The organism is Escherichia sp. UTM R2 (genome assembly GCF_048593455.1).
Taxonomy (GTDB): Bacteria; Pseudomonadota; Gammaproteobacteria; order Enterobacterales; family Enterobacteriaceae; genus Escherichia; species Escherichia coli.
In genome coordinates this window covers 4,192,821-4,210,755 of record NZ_JBFWDY010000002.1, presented here as the reverse complement: position 1 = coordinate 4,210,755, position 17,935 = coordinate 4,192,821, and the positions used below count along the sequence as shown (strand labels likewise).

Below are 17,935 nucleotides of genomic sequence, written 5' to 3'. Positions count from 1 at the left end.
TCAATTCCTTACTTACTGATAAGACGGTCAAGGGCGACAGCCGCGATAATTAATCCGCCCATCACCACCAGTTGGTAATAGGTTTGTACCTGCAAAATATTCAGACCGTTGTTGATGGTGCCGATGATCAACCCGCCAATCACCACAGAGAAAATGCGCCCCTTGCCGCCGAAGAAACTGGTGCCGCCAATGATGGCGCTGGCAATGGCATAGGTTTCAAAACCCATACCGGCAAGCGGTTCTGCGGCACCGAGTCGTGCAGTTGAGACGACGCCTGCCAGACCTGCACAAACACCGGAGATGATAAACACCACCAGGATGTGGAATTTCACGTCAATCCCGGAATAGAACGCCGAATTTTTGTTGCCGCCCAGTGCGTAGATGTTGCGCCCGAGCCGCATACGCGTTGTCAGAAACCAAAGGATGAGCGCGACAATTAGTGAGAAGATAACGGGGACAGGTATCCCAATTACGCTGGCGGCAAAGAAGTTCACGAAGTCAAATGAGAAGCCGTATACCGAGTTGGCATCGGAGATCACCAGCGTGATCCCACGGAAAATCGCGTTGGTGCCAAGGGTGATGATGAACGGGTGTAGCCCCGTCCAGTTGACCAGGCAGCCGTTGATCGCCCCCAGTGCGCCGCCAACCAGTACACCGCCAATCATCGCTGCGAGAAACGGGTCAACACCTGCCAACATCAGTTTGGCGGTCACCATACCGGAAAGCGCCAGAATCGCGCCAACCGAGAGGTCGATACCAGCGACCAGGATAGCGAAAAACTCGCCCATGCCGATCAATACCGTCACGGAGCTTTGAACAAAAATCTGGGTAATATTATTGGTGGTCAGAAAATATTCTGGTGACAGCGAACCAAAGATGGCGACGATGATCGCCAGGATAAAAAAGGTGCCGTATTTATCCCAGAACAGCGCAAAGTTGAACGGTTTCTTCTCGCTCGCTTCGCTTTTTACTCTTGTGGTAAAGCCCATGCCATAATCTCCTCTTCGCTCATGTCATCGCGATTCGTCAGGATTTGCGTCAGTCGTCCTTCGCAGAACACGGCGATGCGGTCGCAGACGGTGATAATTTCAGGTAGTTCAGATGACACCATCAGGATGACTTTTCCGTCGTCCGCCAGTTGGCGCATCACTTTGTAAATTTCGGCTTTCGCGCCAACGTCGATGCCGCGGGTAGGTTCATCGAAAATAATCACTTCCGGGCAACAGCACAGCCATTTGGAGATCAGGACTTTCTGCTGATTTCCCCCGGAGAGTTCGGTGATATTCTGGTTTACCGAATGACATTTCAGCGCCAGCAGTTCGCGTTGATTTTCAGCGGTACGTTGCTCGTCAACTTCATGAAACAAGCCCATCGCGCCTTTATAGCCGCCGTCTTTCAGACTGCGGCTGATCGCCATGTTCTGAGCGATGGAAAAGTTGGGGAAAAAACCGTTATCCCGGCGGCTTTCAGTGATGTAAGCCATCCCTTTTTTCACGGCATCCAGGGGTGAACGTGGAGAGATATCTTTGCCATTAAGACGGATTTCTCCGCCAGCGCGTTTATCCACGCCAAACAGACAATTCATCAGTTCAGTACGTCCGGAACCGACCAGTCCGGCAAAGCCTAATATTTCTCCCCGGCAGACGCTAAATGAGATATCCCGGACCTTTTTTCTGTCACGACTGGTGACGTTCCGCACCTCAAAAACCGTTTCGTGCGCAAGGTTGCTGACATTCTCCTTCATCGCGTTAAAACGGTTTTGCAGTTCGCGGCCTACCATCAGACGGACGATATCGTCATTTGACACATCGCTTACTATGCCGCTGCAAACGCTGCTGCCGTCTTTCATCACCGTATAGCGGTCGCAAATACGGCGAATTTCCGCCAACTTATGCGAGATATAGACGATGGCCGTACCCTCTTTACGCAACTGATTCATGATCAGAAACAGATAGTCCACCTCTTTATTGGTGAGTGAGGAGGTGGGTTCATCCATGATGATGACTTTGGCATCGAGCATCAGCGTTTTGGCAATTTCTAGCATCTGCTTGTGGCTGATAGATAAATTCGCCACTTTCTCATCTAGATCAACTTTCAAGCCCACGCGTAATAACATCATGGCGGCGCGGACACGCATTTCTCGCCAGTCGATAATATTGACGCCACAGATTTTTTTCGTCAGATGACGACCAATATATAAATTTTCCAGTACGGTTAATTCATCAATAACGCTGAGTTCCTGATAAATAATCCCGATACCGAGTTGTGCCGCTAATTTATGATCCAGCTTGTTATAGCTAATGTTATTAATGGTAATGGTGCCTTTGGTCGGCTCATGTATTCCGGATAAAACTTTCATTAGCGTGGATTTACCCGCGCCATTTTCTCCTAGTAATGCATGTATTTCACCAGGATAAACCGTTAAATTAACCGACTTTAATGCGTGAACCGGACCAAAGGACTTGCCGATCCCCGCCATCGATATATATGGCGTGGCCATAAATAACCTCTCTGCACGAAATATCGTATTATTGCCTGATGGCTACATTTATCAGGTCTACGTTCAGGTTATTTTGTTGGCCGGATAAGACACTTCATTAGCATCATCATCCGGCATCATTCAGTTTTATTGAGTGACCAGGATTGAATCGACCAGTTTAAATTCCGGTGCTTTATCCAGCGGGATAACCTTGCCGGATTTCTCAGCGTCAACCATCAGCTTCAGACCCGTTGCGCCGATATCCGCCGGGTTCTGGGCAACCGTCGCGGTCATTTGTCCGGCTTCCACCATTTTGCGGGCTTCCGGAATGCCATCTGTACCGACGACCAGCACTTTTCCCGTTTTTCCGGCGTTTGCGACTGCCTGAGCAACACCCATTGCCATCGTGTCATTCGCGCAATAGATCGCTTTAATATTCGGATTACGTTGCAACACGTTAGTGGCGACATCCAGTGCTTTAATGCGGTCCCAGTCGGCAGGCTGGCTGGCGACAAGCTTGATCTGGCTTGCTTTTTTGAAGGCTTCGGTGGCACCATTACGACGCGCTTCACCGGAGGCGTTACCGGCTTTACCCTCAATGATTGCGACTTCACCACCTTCAGCGCCCAATTTGTCAATAATGAACGACGCGCCTTTCGCCCCGACAGCAACGTTATCGGTGGTGACAAAAGCTTCCACATTGCCGCCAGCTTTTTTCAGATTATCCATGTCGATTTTTTCATCGAGATTAACCAGATAAATGCCTTTTTTCCATGCGCGGGCGACAGGCATGACCAGATTCACTGAGGATAATGGAGCGAAGGCGATACCTTTGTAATTTTTATTACTGAGATCTTCAAATAACTGCAATTGAGATTGAAAATCGCCTTCTGAAGGAGAGGCAAAAATATCAACGCTGACGCCCAGTGTTTTTGCTTCATCTTCAATGCCTTTTTTCATATCTACCCAAAATGGGTTGGAGAGGGTTTTCAATACGACAGCATATTCGGCGGCAGCAAAAGCGCTGGTTGACAACATTAAGCCCACGAGTGTGCCGCTGAAATATTTCAGATATTTATTCATAATAATGTTCTCACGGTAAGGGGACAGGTAACTCCGCGATGGCGGAATTACCTTTTTCTTATTTCAGCGCGCCTGGTGAGAAGAAATCAACAATTGCGCCGGTTTTTTGCATATTAATATTAGCTTGTTCAATGTTGAGCTGGGCGACAGAGACAAAAAAAGCGTCCAGCAAAGTTAGTTGTAATATTCTTGCCGAGGCATTACGACCTAATAACGGCGTTTCCGGGGCTGGTGAGCAAATAATATAATCGGCCAGTTTCGCTATCGGTGAATGGTAGCTATGGGTTATACAAATAATCTTTGCCCCGTTCTTTTTTGCCAGTTCTACGGCCGCTTTTACATCACTGGTTCGCCCGGAATGGGTCACTACCAGCACAACATCTCCTTCCTGTAACAACGAAGCGGACATCATCATGATGTGAGCATCAGGATAGGCCTGACAGCGTACGCCAATGCGCAAGAACTTGTGCTGTACATCAGCACAGATAGCATTTGATCCTCCGGCACCGTACAAATCCCGCTGTCTGGCCTGATAGAAAAAGCGGGCGGCACGGTGGATCTCATCAACGTTGACGATCGACTGACCTTCCATAATGGTGCGTAAAGTGATGTTAAATACCTTATTCACCACATCCTGCGGCGCTTCATCAAAAGCCAACTCGGAAGGCAATACCTGTTCTGACTGAGAAAAATAATCTTCCAGCGCACTGCGTAAGTTACGAAAGCCGCTAAACCCCAGCAGCTTTGATACCTTAACTATCATCGCTTCAGATACCGCCAGAGCTTCTGCGACATCTTTAATTGCGGGTGCACAACTCAGGTTACCGGGTTTGAGTAACCACTCCACGATGCGGCTTTCATTTTCTGTCATTCCTTCCTGCTTCATTCGCAGGTAAGGCGCTAACCCTATACCGTTCGGAAGCGCTGAATCAAACTCTGACTGGCTCATCACGTTCTCTTGTCCTTGAATTGAAGACGCCACTATATCACCACAGCAAGAACAGAAAAGATGCTGGCGACTTCACAATAAAATAAAATTTATAAAGTTTATTTTATTGTGAACAATGGCGAGTGGCTTAAAATTTTATTTCATTTAATTAGTTTAAAAACATGATGTTATTTGTTTTTCTGGTTTTTTAGATGATAGATGTTGCTGGATGGTGAGTGTCTTTAACGCTATTGCGCTGTCAGATGTAACTCTGTAAAACAGATCAGGAAGGCGTAATTCATCGATTTTGGGTGTTTTTAATTCATTAACATCACAAATGTTTTTTGATTGTGAAGTTTTGCACGGACGGGGAAGATGAATGAAAAAGATTGCATTTGGCTGTGATCATGTCGGTTTCATTTTAAAACATGAAATAGTGGCACATTTAGTTGAGCGTGGCGTTGAAGTGATTGATAAAGGAACCTGGTCGTCAGAGCGTACTGATTATCCACATTACGCCAGTCAAGTCGCACTGGCTGTTGCTGGCGGAGAGGTTGATGGCGGGATTTTGATTTGTGGTACTGGCGTCGGTATTTCGATAGCGGCGAACAAGTTTGCCGGAATTCGCGCGGTCGTCTGTAGCGAACCTTATTCCGCGCAACTTTCGCGGCAGCATAACGACACCAACGTGCTGGCTTTTGGTTCACGAGTGGTTGGCCTCGAACTGGCAAAAATGATTGTGGATGCGTGGCTGGGCGCACAGTACGAAGGCGGTCGTCATCAACAACGCGTGGAGGCGATTACGGCAATAGAGCAGCGGAGAAATTGAGATTCATCCACTACTTGCATGGATGAGTAATGATTAATGTGGATAGAGTTTCTTTTTGAGGTTGGCTAATGAAACGCTTTCCGCTATTTCTTTTATTCACCCTGCTCACGCTGTCCACCGTTCCGGCCCAGGCCGATATTATCGACGACACCATTGGCAATATTCAGCAGGCGATTAATGACGCTTATAACCCTGACCGTGGGCGAGACTATGAAGATTCGCGCGACGACGGCTGGCAGCGTGAAGTGAGCGACGATCGGCGCAGACAATATGACGACCGCCGCCGCCAGTTTGAAGATCGCCGCAGGCAGCTGGACGATCGCCAGCGCCAGCTTGATCAGGAGCGTCGGCAACTGGAGGATGAAGAGCGGAGAATGGAAGATGAGTATGGGCGATGAGGTTGGGTATGGAGCAGGCATCGCCCCTCACCCCAATGGGGAGAGGGAGAAAACGAGCGCAATATTCAATATCGAGCACAATCGGTCCCCTCGCCCCTCTGGGGAGAGGGTTAGGGTGAGGGGGCCAGCGCGCACATTCCCTCTCATCACGCCACCCCAATCTCCATCCCATCAAACCCCACCTCAAACCCTGACGGTAGTGCGTTTTCCATCAGCCACGCATCAAACTGGTGGCTGATATGGGTCAGAATCACCCGTGGCGAGCGGATAACCTGATTCAGCGCAAGCACGGTATTTAAATCACAGTGATTACGCGGTGCATCCGCGCGCGGCGGGTGACTGCAATCCATCACCATTACCTGCGGCTGATTATTGCGTAAAAATTTCAGCGTTTTTTCCGGCAAGCCTGCGGTGTCAGACAGCCACGCCACCCGGCTGTGTGCCGTTTCCAGCAGATAACCGAAGGTCAGTTTTGAGTGGTTGAGCGGCAGGGGCGTGACCTGTAACCCCTGCAAATCAAACACCACAAACGGTTCCACCGTGTGGCTGAAATCAAGCAGGCCCGGATGTTTAAACAGATCGTCGCAGCCCTGTTCATCCGGCGGGCCGTAAACCGGGATCGGATCGCCAACGCCCCAGCGCAGCGGAAACAGCCCCTGGACGTGATCCATATGATAATGCGTCAGCAAAAACTGCTGGAACGATCCGGGCGACCAGCGATCGGCGAGATCGTGCAGCCCGGCGTCGATCAGGGTGATTGCGTCGTTAAACTTCACTACGCCGCTGCACGGTTGGCGGCGATACTGCGGCGAGCGCCGCGCTCTGGCGCAGGCCGCACACTCGCAGCCCCATGCCGGAACGCCCTGTGCGCCGCCGGTGCCGGTGAGCGTGAGGGTCAGGCTCATGTTACAGCGCCTTGGTGAAGCGGAAGTGGCTCTGCTCGTAGCCTTCGCGCAGATAGAAACGGTGCGCGTCGTGGCGCTTCACGTTGGTCGAAAGTTCGGTCATTTCGGCCCCGGCCTGGCGGGCTTCTTCTTCTGCCCACGCCAGTAACTTACTGCCGACGTTCAGACCGCGCGCCTGCGGCATTACCACCAACTCCTGAATTTCGCCGATCCAGTTGACATGATGCAGATGAAACTGCAAATGCAGGCCGATCATGCCGACAACTTCGCCATCAAGCAGCGCCAGATGGTAGCGCATGTTTGGGTCGCGCAGATTGGCGTTAAAACCCACGCGAAACGCGTGGTGGTCAAACTCCGCCTGTTTTAGCTCACAAATCAGCGCGTAAACCGCGTCGGTGTCGTACTGCGTGGCCGGGCGAAGCTCACAAGCAGGCATGGTGTTTCTCCTTCTGATGGATCAGCGTCAGCAGCGTGTCGACCGACTGGCGCAGGCTGCCGTCATTGTTGAGCGTATGGCAATCCTGTGGAGTATAGCGGGCGGCGCGCGCCAGGCGGGCGTTAATTTCACTGGCGTTTTCACGGCCACGGTTTTCCAGGCGCTGGCGCAGGATCTCCGGCGACACCTGTAAGCAAATGGGCAGCAGCGCCGATTGATAGCGCGCCCGTGCCTGCGGCAAATGCGCGCGTGAACCGTTGACCACCACGTCGAATCCGGCGTGCAGCCAGAGGTCAATCTCGACGCCGACACCATAATACAGACCGTTAGCGTGCCAGCTTAAGGCCAGCAGATTTTGCCCCGCGCGGGAAAAAAACTCCCGCTCACTCAGGGCGATATGGTTTTCACTTCCGGCGCTGGCATCGCGCGTGATGTAGCGATGCGCCACCAGTAGCTGCGTCTGTTCCCGCAGGCGGAGTTCCGCCAGCAGGCTGTCTTTCCCGGAGCCGGACGGCCCCATTAACCAAATCAGTTTTCCCGTCATCAGAACACCCTTTTCCCCTGACGCCAGACGTGGTCGATATGAATGTGATTGCCCTTGCGATGCGCCAGCACCAGGTCGGCGCGTTTGCCCTCGCCAATCACCCCGCGATCCTGAAGATTCAGCGCCTGCGCCGGATTTTTGGTCACCAGCTTCACCGCCTGCGGCAGCGTAAAGCGGTTGCTCTCGTCATCGGCGACGCGGAACGCCGCATCCAGCAGGCTGGCGGGGTAGTAGTCGGAAGAGAGGATATCCAGCAGGCCAAGCTGCGCCAGTTCACTGGCCGCCACATTGCCGGAGTGCGAACCGCCGCGCACGATATTCGGCGCGCCCATCAGCACGTTCATGCCATGCCTGCGCGAAGCTTCCGCCGCTTCGAACGTGGTGGGAAATTCGGCGATCACGCTGCCAAGCTGATGGGATTCGGCAACGTGGGCGTGGGTGGCGTCATCGTGGCTGGCGAGGGCAATTTGTCGTGCGCGGCACAGGGCGGCGATGGATTCGCGATTAGGCTGTGACCAGCGTGCGGCAAGCGCCAGCTGTTCCTCTTCATACTGCTGCATCTGCGCATCGGTGAGGGAGTATTTGCCCTGATAATATTCGCGATACTTCTCGCGGTTGGCGAACTGGCGCTGGCCCGGCGAGTGGTCCATCAGCGACACCAGCGTGACCGGCTCGCGCTGCACCAGTTTTTCAAACAGCGGCAGCGTAGTGTGATGCGGCAGTTCGCAGCGTAGGTGCAGGCGGTGCTCGGCGCGGTTGACGCCGCGTTTCTGCGTCTCTTCGATGGCGTTGATCATCTTCTCCAGATTCTCCAGCCGATCGCCGCCGTCGCGCACGTCGCCAATCGCCACCGCGTCCAGCACGGTGGTGATGCCGCTTGCCACCATCAGTGCATCGTGGCTGCTCATTGCCGAGTGGGCGGGCCAGTCAACCTTCGGGCGCGGGGTGAAGAATTTATCCAGATTATCGGTATGCAGCTCAATCAGCCCCGGCAGCAGCCAGCCGCCTTCGCCATCCATCGCTTCTGGCAGGCGGCTCTGGCTTTCGGCAAAGGCGCGGATTTCACCGTTCTGCACCTCCAGCGAACCGCTTACCACCTCGTTTTCCAGCACCAGCTTAACGTTATTGATAATCATGAAGAGGCTCCCATTGGGTGCAGGCGGTCGGCGACGTCATTGCGTACGGCTTCGTCATGGAAGATGCCGACGATGGCCGCGCCACGGGCTTTGGCATCGCGGATCAGTTCCACTACGGCGGCGCTGTTTTTGGCGTCCAGCGAGGCGGTAGGTTCGTCGAGCAACAAAATGGGGTAGTCGACGATAAAGCCGCGGGCGATGTTGACACGCTGCTGTTCGCCGCCGGAGAAGGTCGATGGTGCGAGGTGCCACAGGCGTTCCGGCACGTTCAGGCGGGTGAGCAGACGCGCGGCTTTAGCGGCGCAGGCTTCACGCGGTACGCCGGTATCGAGCAGCGGCTGCATTACTACTTCCAGCGCCGAAATGCGCGGGATAACGCGCAGAAACTGGCTCACCCAGCCGACGGTGGTTTTGCGGATCTCTACCACTTTGCGGGCTGGCGCGGTGACCAGGTCTACCCATTCGTCACCGTGTTTAATCTGGATTTGCCCTTCGTCGGGCAGATAGTTGGCGTACAGCGAGCGCAGCAGGGTTGATTTGCCGCTGCCGGAATGGCCGTGGAGCACCACGCATTCGCCCGCGTTGACGATGAGCGAGGCGCGGTTGAGGACGGGCAGGCGCACGCCGTTTTGCTGGTGCAGGATGAAGGTTTTACTGACGTTTTGTACGTTAATCATTTTTCGCCTCGTGGTTCGGGTGTCGGATGCGACGCTGACGCGTCTTATCCGACCTACGGGGAGCGCATTTGTAGGCCGGATAAGGCGTTTACGCCGCATCCGGCACCGGCTCAATTCTGCAAAACCGATGACACCAGCAACTGGGTGTACGGATGGTGCGGGTCGTCGAGCACGCGGTCGGTTAACCCACTCTCCACCACTTGCCCCTGTTTCATCACCAGCAAACGGTCCGCCAGCAGGCGGGCAACGCCTAAATCATGGGTGACAATCACCACCGCCAGGTTCAGCTCCACCACCAGGCCGCGCAGCAGATCGAGCAGGCGTGCCTGCACCGACACATCCAGCCCGCCGGTTGGCTCGTCCATAAACACCAGCTTCGGATGCGTCACCAGATTGCGGGCAATCTGCAAACGCTGCTGCATGCCACCGGAAAAGGTGGTCGGCAGGTCGTCGATCCGGTTGGCGGGAATTTCCACCTCTTCCAGCCACTTCTGCGCGGTGGCGCGAATATCGCCGTAATGACGCGCCCCGGTCGCCATCAGCCGCTCGCCGATATTGCCGCCTGCCGACACCTGGCGGCGCAGGCCGTCAAGCGGATGTTGATGCACCACACCCCATTCGGTGCGCAGCAGGCGACGGCGGTCGACCTCGCTCATGCCATAGAGGGAACGGTTTTCATAGTGAATCTCCCCCTGCTGCGGCGTCAGACGGGCGGAGATTGATTTCAGCAGCGTGGTCTTGCCGGAGCCGGATTCCCCGACAATGCCCAGCACTTCCCCCGGCCATAAATCAAAAGAGACATCGCTAAAGCCTTTGCCCGGCGCGTAAAGGTGGGTCAGGTTATTGACCGAAAGTAACGGTTGATTCATTGGTTTTTTGCCTCGCTCTGTTGGCGGCAATAATCGGTATCGGAGCAGACAAACATGCGGTTTCCGGCGTCATCCAGCACCACTTCATCAAGATAGCTGTGGGTCGATCCGCAGATGGCGCACGGCTCATCCCACTGCTGAACGGTGAACGGGTGATCGTCGAAATCGAGGCTTTCCACGCGGGTAAACGGCGGCACCGCATAGATGCGCTTCTCGCGCCCCGCGCCGAACAGTTGCAGGGCGGGCATCATGTCCATTTTCGGGTTATCGAATTTCGGGATCGGCGACGGGTCCATGACGTAGCGCCCGTTCACCTTCACCGGATAGGCGTAGGTAGTGGCGATATGACCGAAGCGGGCGATATCTTCATACAGTTTCACCTGCATCACGCCGTACTCCTCCAGCGCGTGCATGGTGCGGGTTTCCGTTTCGCGCGGCTCGATAAAGCGCAGTGGCTCGGGGATTGGCACCTGGAAGATAACTATCTGATCTTCGGTCAGCGGCGTTTCGGGGATGCGATGGCGCGTCTGGATAAGCGTCGCATCGTCCGTACGTTCAGTGGTGTTTACCCCGGTCACGCGCTTAAAGAAGTTGCGGATCGACACGGCGTTGGTGGTGTCGTCTGCGCCCTGGTCAATCACCTTCAGCACGTCGCTTTCGCCAATCACGCTGGCGGTGAGCTGTATGCCGCCGGTTCCCCAGCCGTATGGCATTGGCATCTCGCGCCCGCCAAAAGGTACCTGATAACCGGGGATCGCTACCGCTTTTAAGATGGCGCGGCGGATCATGCGTTTGGTCTGCTCGTCGAGGTAGGCAAAGTTGTAGCCGCTCAGATTAGCCATGGTTCTGTTCCTGTTGCAGACGTTTGAGTAGCTCCAGTTCGGCCTGGAAATCGACGTAGTGGGGGAGTTTGAGGTGCGAGACAAAGCCTGCGGCTTCGACGTTATCGGCATGTGCCAGCACGAACTCTTCATCCTGCGCCGGGCCTGTGGGGTGCTCGCCGTACTCCGGAGCCTGCAACGCACGGTCAACCAACGCCATTGCCATCGCTTTGCGCTCGCTCATACCGAACACCAGCCCATAGCCGCGCGTGAAGTGCGGCGGCTCATCCGGCGGGTCGATAAAACCGTTGACCATTTCACACTCGGTCATCAGCAGTTCGCCGACGTTTACCGCAAATCCCAGCTCTTCGGGCACAATCGACACGTCGATGTAACCACTGCGGATCTCGCCCGCGAACGGGTGATTGCGCCCGTAACCGCGTTGGGTGGAGTAGGCCAGCGCCAGCAAATAGCCTTCGTCGCCGCGCATTAACTGCTGCAAACGGGAAGAGCGTGAGCAGGGGTAAACCGGCGGCGTGCGGGTGATGTCATCCGGCTGTGCGCCGCTATCTTCTTCAAACTTCGCCAGCCCCTGACGCGCCAGCAGGCTGAAAACGTGCGGCGACGGCTGTTGTTCGCTGTCGGCGGTGGTCAGCGTTGGCGCTTCGCCGTTTGCCAGCAGGGTGAAATCGAGCAGGCGATGGGTGTAGTCGTAGGTTGGGCCAAGCAGCTGGCCGCCGGGAATGTCTTTATAAACCGCCGAAATACGCCGTTCGAGGCGCATCCCGGTGGTGTCGAGCGGCTCGCTTACCGCCAGCTTTGCCAGCGTGGTGCGGTAGGCGCGCAGCAGGAAAATCGCTTCGACGTTATCGCCGCTGGCCTGTTTCAGCGCCAGCGCCGCCAGTTCGCGGTCGGCAATGCCGCCTTCGGTCATCACGCGATCTACTGCAAGATTAAGCTGCTGTTCAATCTGGGCGACGCTCAGTTCAGGCAAATCGGTATTGCCCCGGCGTCGGCTCTCTTGCAGGGCGTGGGCGGCGTCGATCGCCTTCTCGCCCCCTTTCACGGCAACGTACATCAGCATACCTCCACATGAGTGGTTCGCGGGATAGCCAGCAGGCGCTCGCCGCAGGTCAGGATCAGGTCGATGCCGAGCGGGAACGGGTGCGGGCGCTCGGTAAGTTCGTGCAGAATGCACTCCGGCAGCTGCGGGGCGATCATTCGTTCTTCGGCAATACCCGCGCCAGTAAGGCGCAGCATGCGCCCGCCGCTCAGGCTGACGACCTGTAAAATCAGCGTCGCGCCCGCTTCTGGCGCAACAGCGGTGCCGCTGGAAAGGGCGTTAAGCTGTTCGCTGGAAATCGCCTCATCCGTTACCGCGAAGGTCGCCAGTTCCGGCTGATTGACCAGCGGCGCGTTGGTATGAAAACGCAGGCTCTGGCTGACGATATCGTTACTTAATGGCGCAGAAAGCCACACCGGCGTGTCGTTATCGGCCAGCGTCAGCAGCACGCTGGTGGTGGCGATATTCAGCGGCTGCCAGCCGCGTTTGAGCTGATGCAGGGCGACAATCACGCCCGGCTCGCTCATGGCCTTTAACAGGCGACGAAAACTGTGCTGGGCATCCTGCACGGGAAGCATAAAAGCGGTTTCCAGGGTCATGCGTTATCTCCGCGAACCATCGTAAAGAAGTCGACCCGGCTGGCGTTTACTTCGGCCTGGCGTGCGGCAATGCGTGCCATACGGTCAGCGTTCAGCGGGGCAATAAGAGTTTCTGATAAGTTTTGAAAATGGCGGGTTTGCTGCATCAGCGCGTCAATCAGCGCGCAGCGTTCGGCGTGCTGTTTGTCGCGCCCCAGCACCCAGCTGTAGCCGAGCGTGCCGTCAGTCAGGCGTACGGCGGCGCGGGTGAGCGTGGCGTCGCCAGCAAAAAAGCGTTCGCCGGTGCCACCCATCCGCGCCTGAATCTGCACCAGGCCGGTTTCAGCGGCGCGGATTACTTCATAGTCGGCGGTGATGTTCAGCGCGTTCAGGCGGGCTGCCAGCTCAGTCGGTTGGCTGTGCGCCAGTACGGACATCCAGTGCTGGCGGGTCGCGGTATCTGCGTGCATTCAGTGCTCCATAGTGAATTCAATCATGTCGGCGCGCGTCAGGCTGACGGAGTACTCCGCCGGGCTGCTTTCACCGTCACGGTGGTTAAGGGTGCGCACGCACAGCAGCGGCGACATATTCGGGATTTCAAGACGCTGGCACTCTTTGGCCTGGGCGCGGCGGGCGCTGATCCGCGTCTGGCTGCGGCGCAGCGCAATTCCGGTTTGCTCGCGCAGAAAATCGTGCAGCGAGCCGCTGTCGAAGCGTTGCAGCGTCGGCCAGAGGGCGAGGTCCGCAAAGTAGTGGTCGATTAAACAGAGCGCGACGCCGTTGACCCGACGCAGGGTGCGCAGGTGGATAACGTTCTCGCCCTCGGTAATCCCCAGCGCGTCAGCAACGTGACCGGAGGCCGGGCGCAGCACAGACAGCAGTTTTTCGCTGGTGGGATGGCTGCCCTGATCCAGCAGGTTCTGGCTAAAACGCGCCTGGGCGTTGAGCGGGTAATCGAACGGGCGCATCAGCACCAGTACGCCGACGCCCTGACGGCGCTGTACCCAGCCTTTTTCCACCAGCTGGTCGATGGCGCGGCGCAGGGTGTGGCGGTTCACCTCAAAGCGCGCCGCCAGTTGCTGCTCGGCGGGAAGATAGTCGCCGCAGCGGTAGTGTTGACGAAGCTCCTGCTCAAGTTTTGCGGCTATCTCCTGATAGCGTGTTGGGTAGCTGGTCGGATGTGTAGACAAGTGCATAGCTATCAATGCCTCGCTTATCAGATAAAGTGCTTACGCAACCGTTGAGAGAGGAAATCCAGCAGGCTGACCGTGACGATGATGAGCACCATCAGGGCGCAGGTTTGCTGGAACTGGAAACCGCGAATCGCTTCCCACAGGGTGACGCCGATCCCGCCTGCACCGACCATGCCGACGACGGTCGCCGAGCGGACGTTGGATTCGAAACGATAGAGGGAGTAGGAGATCAGCAGCGGCATCACCTGTGGCAGCACGCCGTAGAGGATCTCTTCGAGCTTGTTAGCGCCGGTGGCGCGAATGCCTTCCACCGGGCCGGGTTCAATCGCTTCCACCGCTTCGGAAAGCAGCTTGGAGAGCACGCCGGTGGTGTGGATAAACAGCGCCAGCACGCCAGCGAACGGGCCGAGACCGACGGCGACCACGAACAGCATGGCGAAGACCATTTCGTTAATGGCGCGGCAGGCGTCCATCAGGCGGCGAACGGGCTGGTAAACCCACCACGGCACCAGGTTTTCGGCGCTCATCAGACCGAAGGGGATGGAGAGAACCACCGCCAGCGCGGTGCCCCAGACGGCGATTTGCAGCGTGACGGCCATTTCGGTGAGGTAATCCTGCCACTGGCTGAAATCGGGCGGGAAGAAGTCGGCGGCGAAGGTTGCCATGTTGCCGCCGTCTTTAATCAGCGTAAGCGGGGCCATTTCCGCGCCCTGCCACGAGATGACCAGCACGGCGAGAACAACGGCCCAGCTCAGAAGCGAGAACCAGCTGCGCTTGGGTGGGGCGATGGTGATGGTTTGCATGTTTGGCTCCGGTCTGTAGGCCGGATAAGGTGCTTGCACCGCATCCGGCATCAACGCCTGCACATTGTCGGATGTATCCGACCTACGATTTACTGCACCGCTTTACTTACCGAACTCATCGCGCTTAACGCGTTGTTCAGGCGGTCCAGGTCATCCAGCTGCGCCTGAATCTCGGTGGTTTTTGCCAGCTTGTCCTGCTCATTCAGTCCTTTATTGCTTTTCACGCCCTGCATCTCTTTAAACAGTGCGAGCTGACGAATCGGCACCAGTTGCAGGTCGCTGGAAGCGCGAAACGGTGCCCAGCCCAGGCGTTCCAGCACCGCTTTCTCTTCCGGCGTTTTGCCGTAATTCATAAAGAAGTCGTAGATCTTGTCTTTGGTGGTTTCGGAAAGATTTTTACGCCAGACGATCGGATCGCCCGGGATCAGCGGCGACTTCCAGATCACCTTCAGTTCTTTCAGCTTCTCTGGCGCGGAGGTTTTCAGCTTGTCGAGGTTTTCGGTGTTGTTGGTGGCAACATCCACCTGCTTGTTGGCGACGGCCAGCGCGTTGGTTTCATGCCCGGCGTTGACGGTGCGCTTAAAGTCGCTGGCGGAGATATTGTTTTTGGCGAAGACGTAGTAACCGGGGACGAGGAAGCCAGAGGTGGAGTTAGGATCGCCATTGCCGAAGGTGAGATCTTTCCGCTTCGCCAGCAGATCGTTCAGGTTGTTGATCGGGCTATCTTTGTTGACGATCAACACGCTCCAGTAACCCGGCGATCCATCCGCCGCGACCGTCTGGGCAAAGACCTGGCCGTTGGCGCGATCCACCGCTTCCATTGCCGACAGGTTGCCGTACCAGGCGATATCCACTTTGTTGAAGCGCATTCCCTGGATAATGCCCGCGTAGTCCGGGGCAAAGAAGGCGTTCACTTTCACGCCCAGCTTCTTCTCCATATCCTGTAAGAATGGCGTCCATTGCGGTTTCAGGTTTTGCTGTGATTCCGTTGAAATAATGCCGAAATTCAGCGCCTTTTCCTGCTCTTCGGCGTGCGCCGGGCTTAACAGGGTGCTGAGGCTGAACATGCTGGTGAAGGCCAGCGAGGCAATTATCTTAGCGTTCATTCGTTTTCCTCAATGATGGGGATGTCAGGCAGCTTTCGCGTTCTCTTCGACGCGGTTAATGCTGCGGTAGAGATGGTCAAAACGTTCGTTATCAAAAAATTGGCTGCTGCCGTCGTAGAAGACGTGCCCCTGACGCAGGGCGACGATGCGCTCGCAGTAGCGCAGGGCGTAATCCACCTGATGCAGCGTGACGACCACGGTGATGCCGTCGTTCTGGTTGATGTCGCGCAGGGTGTCCATCACGATGCGCGCTGATTCCGGGTCCAGCGAGGCGATGGGTTCATCGGCCAGAATCACTTTCGCCTGCTGCATCAGCGCACGGGCAATCGCCACACGTTGCTGCTGGCCGCCGGAGAGCGTAGAAACGCGCTGATGGGCAAAATGCACCATGCCAACGCGGGTCAGCGCCTGTAACGCCCGCTGTTTCTGCTCGCGGGTAAACCAGCTAAAACAGGTGCGCCAGAACGGCGTGCTGCCGAGCGCGCCAATCAGCACGTTCTCCAGTACGCTCAGGCGATTCACTAGGTTGAATTGTTGGAAGATGTAGCCGGTATGGGCGCGGCTTTTGCGGATATCGCGCGCCAGACGGCCTTCGCGCTGGACTGTGCGGCCCAGCAGCTCGATATGGCTGCCGGCGGATTTATCGCCGGTAATCAAACCGCTTAAGTGACGTAAAAGGGTGGATTTGCCGGAACCCGACGGCCCAAGCAGAGCCACCATTTCACCGTGATGAATGTTCAGATCAACCGCATGCAGCGCCTGATGCTGATTGAAGGTTTTGGCGAGCTTCTCGACACGGATAATCGTTTGCATGATGCAGCCTCCCTAAAAAAGTGGCTCCATCGTGGCGGATTATTGTGACGATTTGGTTAATTAAAAGTGACTAACAGATGAAGAGTTAACGGGAATTCGATGACAGTGCGGGAGGGCGGGCCTCCCGGCGGGTTATTGCGTTGGTTGTTGTTTGACGACATTAATCATCCACGGTACGCCAAATTTATCGGTGACTTTGCCAAAGCCATGCGCCCAGAAAGTTTCCTGCCAGGCCATTTCGATTTTTCCGTTAGCTGCAAGGTTATCAAACCAGCGTTTTCCTTCTTCGACCTGTTGCGAATCGAGCACCAGCGTAAAGCCGGAGTAGCTGGCTTTTCCTGACGGCATGGCATCGCTCATCATGATGTCGCTTCCGGCAATGCGCACGTTGGCATGAGCGATGGCGGTATCGGGAAATTGCATTCCGGAAGGGCAGTTCTCGGCGCTGTCCTGCGCTGATTTCGGCATTTCGCCGAAGCTGATTTTATAGAGCAGTTCCGCGCCCAACGTACGTTGATAATAGGCAATCGCGTCGGAACAGTTACCGGCAAAAGAGAGGTAGGGACTTAATGGCATGATGGTGACCTCAGTTAAGAGAAGCCAGTTAAGTGTAGTTCGAAATTTATACAGGTGAGAGGCGGCCTGATAAGACGCGCGAGCGTCGCATCAGGCAGTCGGCACTGTTGCCGGATGCGGCGTAAACGCCTTATCCGGCCTACGGAGGGTGCGGGAATTTGTAGGCCTGATAAGACGCGCAAGCGTCGCATCAGGCAGTCGGCACCGTTGCCGGATGCGGCGCGAGCGCCTTATCCGGCTTACCGATCACAATACAATCAGTTCTTTTTCACAAACTCAGATTTCAGTTTCATCGGACCAAAACCGTCGATTTTGCAATCGATGTTATGGTCGCCTTCAACCAGGCGGATGTTTTTCACTTTGGTGCCAATTTTCAGCATCGAAGAGCTACCCTTCACCTTCAGATCTTTAATGATGGTAACGCTGTCGCCGTCAGCCAGCAGATTGCCGTTAGCATCTTTAACGATTAGCTCGTCGCTTTCCTGTGCAGGTTCTGCGTCGTTCCATTCGTAGGCACATTCCGGGCAGATGTACATGCCGTTATCTTCGTAGGTGTATTCGGAGTTGCATTTTGGGCAGTGTGGTAATGACATGTGGATTTCCTCAAAAGTCAGCAGGGCAAAAGCGCCAAAAAACGGCAGATTGCCGAAAAAGGCCGCAATTATACACAAAATCCCTGAGTTTGTCGGGGGTACTGC

The 17,935-nt window shown here is 55.6% G+C and carries 22 protein-coding genes; 2 read left to right on the top strand and 20 right to left on the bottom strand.

Annotated elements, in window-relative coordinates:
- Positions 1-8 precede the first annotated feature (8 nt).
- From alsC to AB4H76_RS21185, 4 genes are all read right to left on the bottom strand, one after another.
- Complete coding sequence (alsC, locus tag AB4H76_RS21200; RefSeq protein WP_000507106.1) at positions 9-989, bottom strand: D-allose ABC transporter permease; 981 nt, start codon at positions 987-989, stop codon at positions 9-11.
- Positions 968-2,500, bottom strand: a complete 1,533-nt coding sequence (alsA, locus tag AB4H76_RS21195; RefSeq protein ID WP_000235257.1) for a D-allose ABC transporter ATP-binding protein AlsA — start codon at positions 2,498-2,500, stop codon at positions 968-970. The genes alsC and alsA overlap by 22 nt, the downstream gene beginning before the upstream one ends.
- A 126-nt stretch (positions 2,501-2,626) precedes the next feature.
- Positions 2,627-3,562, bottom strand: a complete 936-nt coding sequence (gene alsB / locus AB4H76_RS21190) for a D-allose transporter substrate-binding protein (protein ID WP_001046187.1) — start codon at positions 3,560-3,562, stop codon at positions 2,627-2,629.
- Positions 3,563-3,620: 58 nt separating this feature from the next.
- Positions 3,621-4,511 carry a MurR/RpiR family transcriptional regulator gene (locus tag AB4H76_RS21185; protein ID WP_000083216.1) on the bottom strand — a complete coding sequence of 297 codons (891 nt, stop codon included), beginning with the start codon at positions 4,509-4,511 and terminating at the stop codon, positions 3,621-3,623.
- Between the two features lie 358 nt (positions 4,512-4,869).
- Between AB4H76_RS21185 and rpiB the strand changes: the two genes are divergently transcribed.
- Both rpiB and yjdP read left to right on the top strand, forming a co-directional pair.
- Positions 4,870-5,319 carry a bifunctional allose-6-phosphate isomerase/ribose-5-phosphate isomerase RpiB gene (gene rpiB / locus AB4H76_RS21180; protein WP_000716794.1) on the top strand — a complete coding sequence of 150 codons (450 nt, stop codon included), beginning with the start codon at positions 4,870-4,872 and terminating at the stop codon, positions 5,317-5,319.
- A gap of 68 nt (positions 5,320-5,387) precedes the next feature.
- Entirely contained in the window at positions 5,388-5,717 is a 330-nt protein-coding gene (yjdP, locus tag AB4H76_RS21175; RefSeq protein ID WP_000819746.1) for a DDRRRQL repeat protein YjdP, read from the top strand.
- Positions 5,718-5,863: 146 nt separating this feature from the next.
- Here yjdP and phnP read toward each other — a convergent pair whose 3' ends face one another.
- From phnP to AB4H76_RS21095, 16 genes are all read right to left on the bottom strand, one after another.
- The gene (phnP, locus tag AB4H76_RS21170) at positions 5,864-6,622 is read right to left on the bottom strand and encodes a phosphonate metabolism protein PhnP (RefSeq protein ID WP_000059908.1); all 759 of its coding nucleotides are present in this window, start codon (positions 6,620-6,622) and stop codon (positions 5,864-5,866) included.
- 1 nt (position 6,623) lies between these two features.
- Positions 6,624-7,058 carry an aminoalkylphosphonate N-acetyltransferase gene (gene phnO / locus AB4H76_RS21165; RefSeq protein ID WP_001110490.1) on the bottom strand — a complete coding sequence of 145 codons (435 nt, stop codon included), beginning with the start codon at positions 7,056-7,058 and terminating at the stop codon, positions 6,624-6,626.
- Positions 7,045-7,602, bottom strand: coding sequence for a ribose 1,5-bisphosphokinase (gene phnN, locus AB4H76_RS21160; RefSeq protein ID WP_000147006.1), 558 nt, complete (start codon positions 7,600-7,602; stop codon positions 7,045-7,047). The genes phnO and phnN overlap by 14 nt, the downstream gene beginning before the upstream one ends.
- Complete coding sequence (gene phnM, locus AB4H76_RS21155) at positions 7,602-8,738, bottom strand: alpha-D-ribose 1-methylphosphonate 5-triphosphate diphosphatase (RefSeq protein WP_085452756.1); 1,137 nt, start codon at positions 8,736-8,738, stop codon at positions 7,602-7,604. The genes phnN and phnM overlap by 1 nt, the downstream gene beginning before the upstream one ends.
- Entirely contained in the window at positions 8,735-9,415 is a 681-nt protein-coding gene (gene phnL, locus AB4H76_RS21150; RefSeq protein WP_077492634.1) for a phosphonate C-P lyase system protein PhnL, read from the bottom strand. Before phnL ends, phnM begins: the two co-directional genes overlap by 4 nt.
- 110 nt (positions 9,416-9,525) lie before the next feature.
- A complete protein-coding gene (gene phnK, locus AB4H76_RS21145; RefSeq protein WP_077492636.1) occupies positions 9,526-10,284 on the bottom strand; it encodes a phosphonate C-P lyase system protein PhnK in 759 nt (252 codons plus the stop codon).
- The gene (phnJ, locus tag AB4H76_RS21140; protein WP_000002298.1) at positions 10,281-11,126 is read right to left on the bottom strand and encodes an alpha-D-ribose 1-methylphosphonate 5-phosphate C-P-lyase PhnJ; all 846 of its coding nucleotides are present in this window, start codon (positions 11,124-11,126) and stop codon (positions 10,281-10,283) included. The genes phnK and phnJ overlap by 4 nt, the downstream gene beginning before the upstream one ends.
- Positions 11,119-12,183 carry an alpha-D-ribose 1-methylphosphonate 5-triphosphate synthase subunit PhnI gene (phnI, locus tag AB4H76_RS21135; RefSeq protein WP_077492638.1) on the bottom strand — a complete coding sequence of 355 codons (1,065 nt, stop codon included), beginning with the start codon at positions 12,181-12,183 and terminating at the stop codon, positions 11,119-11,121. Before phnI ends, phnJ begins: the two co-directional genes overlap by 8 nt.
- A complete protein-coding gene (gene phnH, locus AB4H76_RS21130) occupies positions 12,183-12,767 on the bottom strand; it encodes a phosphonate C-P lyase system protein PhnH (protein WP_000171616.1) in 585 nt (194 codons plus the stop codon). The genes phnI and phnH overlap by 1 nt, the downstream gene beginning before the upstream one ends.
- Positions 12,764-13,216, bottom strand: a complete 453-nt coding sequence (gene phnG / locus AB4H76_RS21125) for a phosphonate C-P lyase system protein PhnG (protein WP_000542803.1) — start codon at positions 13,214-13,216, stop codon at positions 12,764-12,766. Before phnG ends, phnH begins: the two co-directional genes overlap by 4 nt.
- On the bottom strand, positions 13,217-13,942 hold the full coding sequence (gene phnF, locus AB4H76_RS21120; protein WP_001351883.1) for a phosphonate metabolism transcriptional regulator PhnF: 726 nt from the start codon (positions 13,940-13,942) through the stop codon (positions 13,217-13,219). It abuts the gene before it with no gap.
- Between the two features lie 20 nt (positions 13,943-13,962).
- Positions 13,963-14,742: a phosphonate ABC transporter, permease protein PhnE gene (gene phnE / locus AB4H76_RS21115; protein ID WP_001398152.1), complete on the bottom strand. Its 780-nt coding sequence runs from the start codon at positions 14,740-14,742 to the stop codon at positions 13,963-13,965.
- Between the two features lie 89 nt (positions 14,743-14,831).
- The gene (phnD, locus tag AB4H76_RS21110) at positions 14,832-15,848 is read right to left on the bottom strand and encodes a phosphonate ABC transporter substrate-binding protein (protein ID WP_000992002.1); all 1,017 of its coding nucleotides are present in this window, start codon (positions 15,846-15,848) and stop codon (positions 14,832-14,834) included.
- A gap of 24 nt (positions 15,849-15,872) precedes the next feature.
- Positions 15,873-16,661, bottom strand: coding sequence for a phosphonate ABC transporter ATP-binding protein (phnC, locus tag AB4H76_RS21105; protein WP_077492642.1), 789 nt, complete (start codon positions 16,659-16,661; stop codon positions 15,873-15,875).
- Between the two features lie 132 nt (positions 16,662-16,793).
- Positions 16,794-17,237 carry a VOC family metalloprotein YjdN gene (gene yjdN, locus AB4H76_RS21100; RefSeq protein WP_001131339.1) on the bottom strand — a complete coding sequence of 148 codons (444 nt, stop codon included), beginning with the start codon at positions 17,235-17,237 and terminating at the stop codon, positions 16,794-16,796.
- A 257-nt stretch (positions 17,238-17,494) separates the two neighbouring features.
- Positions 17,495-17,830, bottom strand: coding sequence for a zinc ribbon domain-containing protein YjdM (locus tag AB4H76_RS21095; protein ID WP_001300891.1), 336 nt, complete (start codon positions 17,828-17,830; stop codon positions 17,495-17,497).
- Between the last annotated feature and the right edge of the window lie 105 nt (positions 17,831-17,935).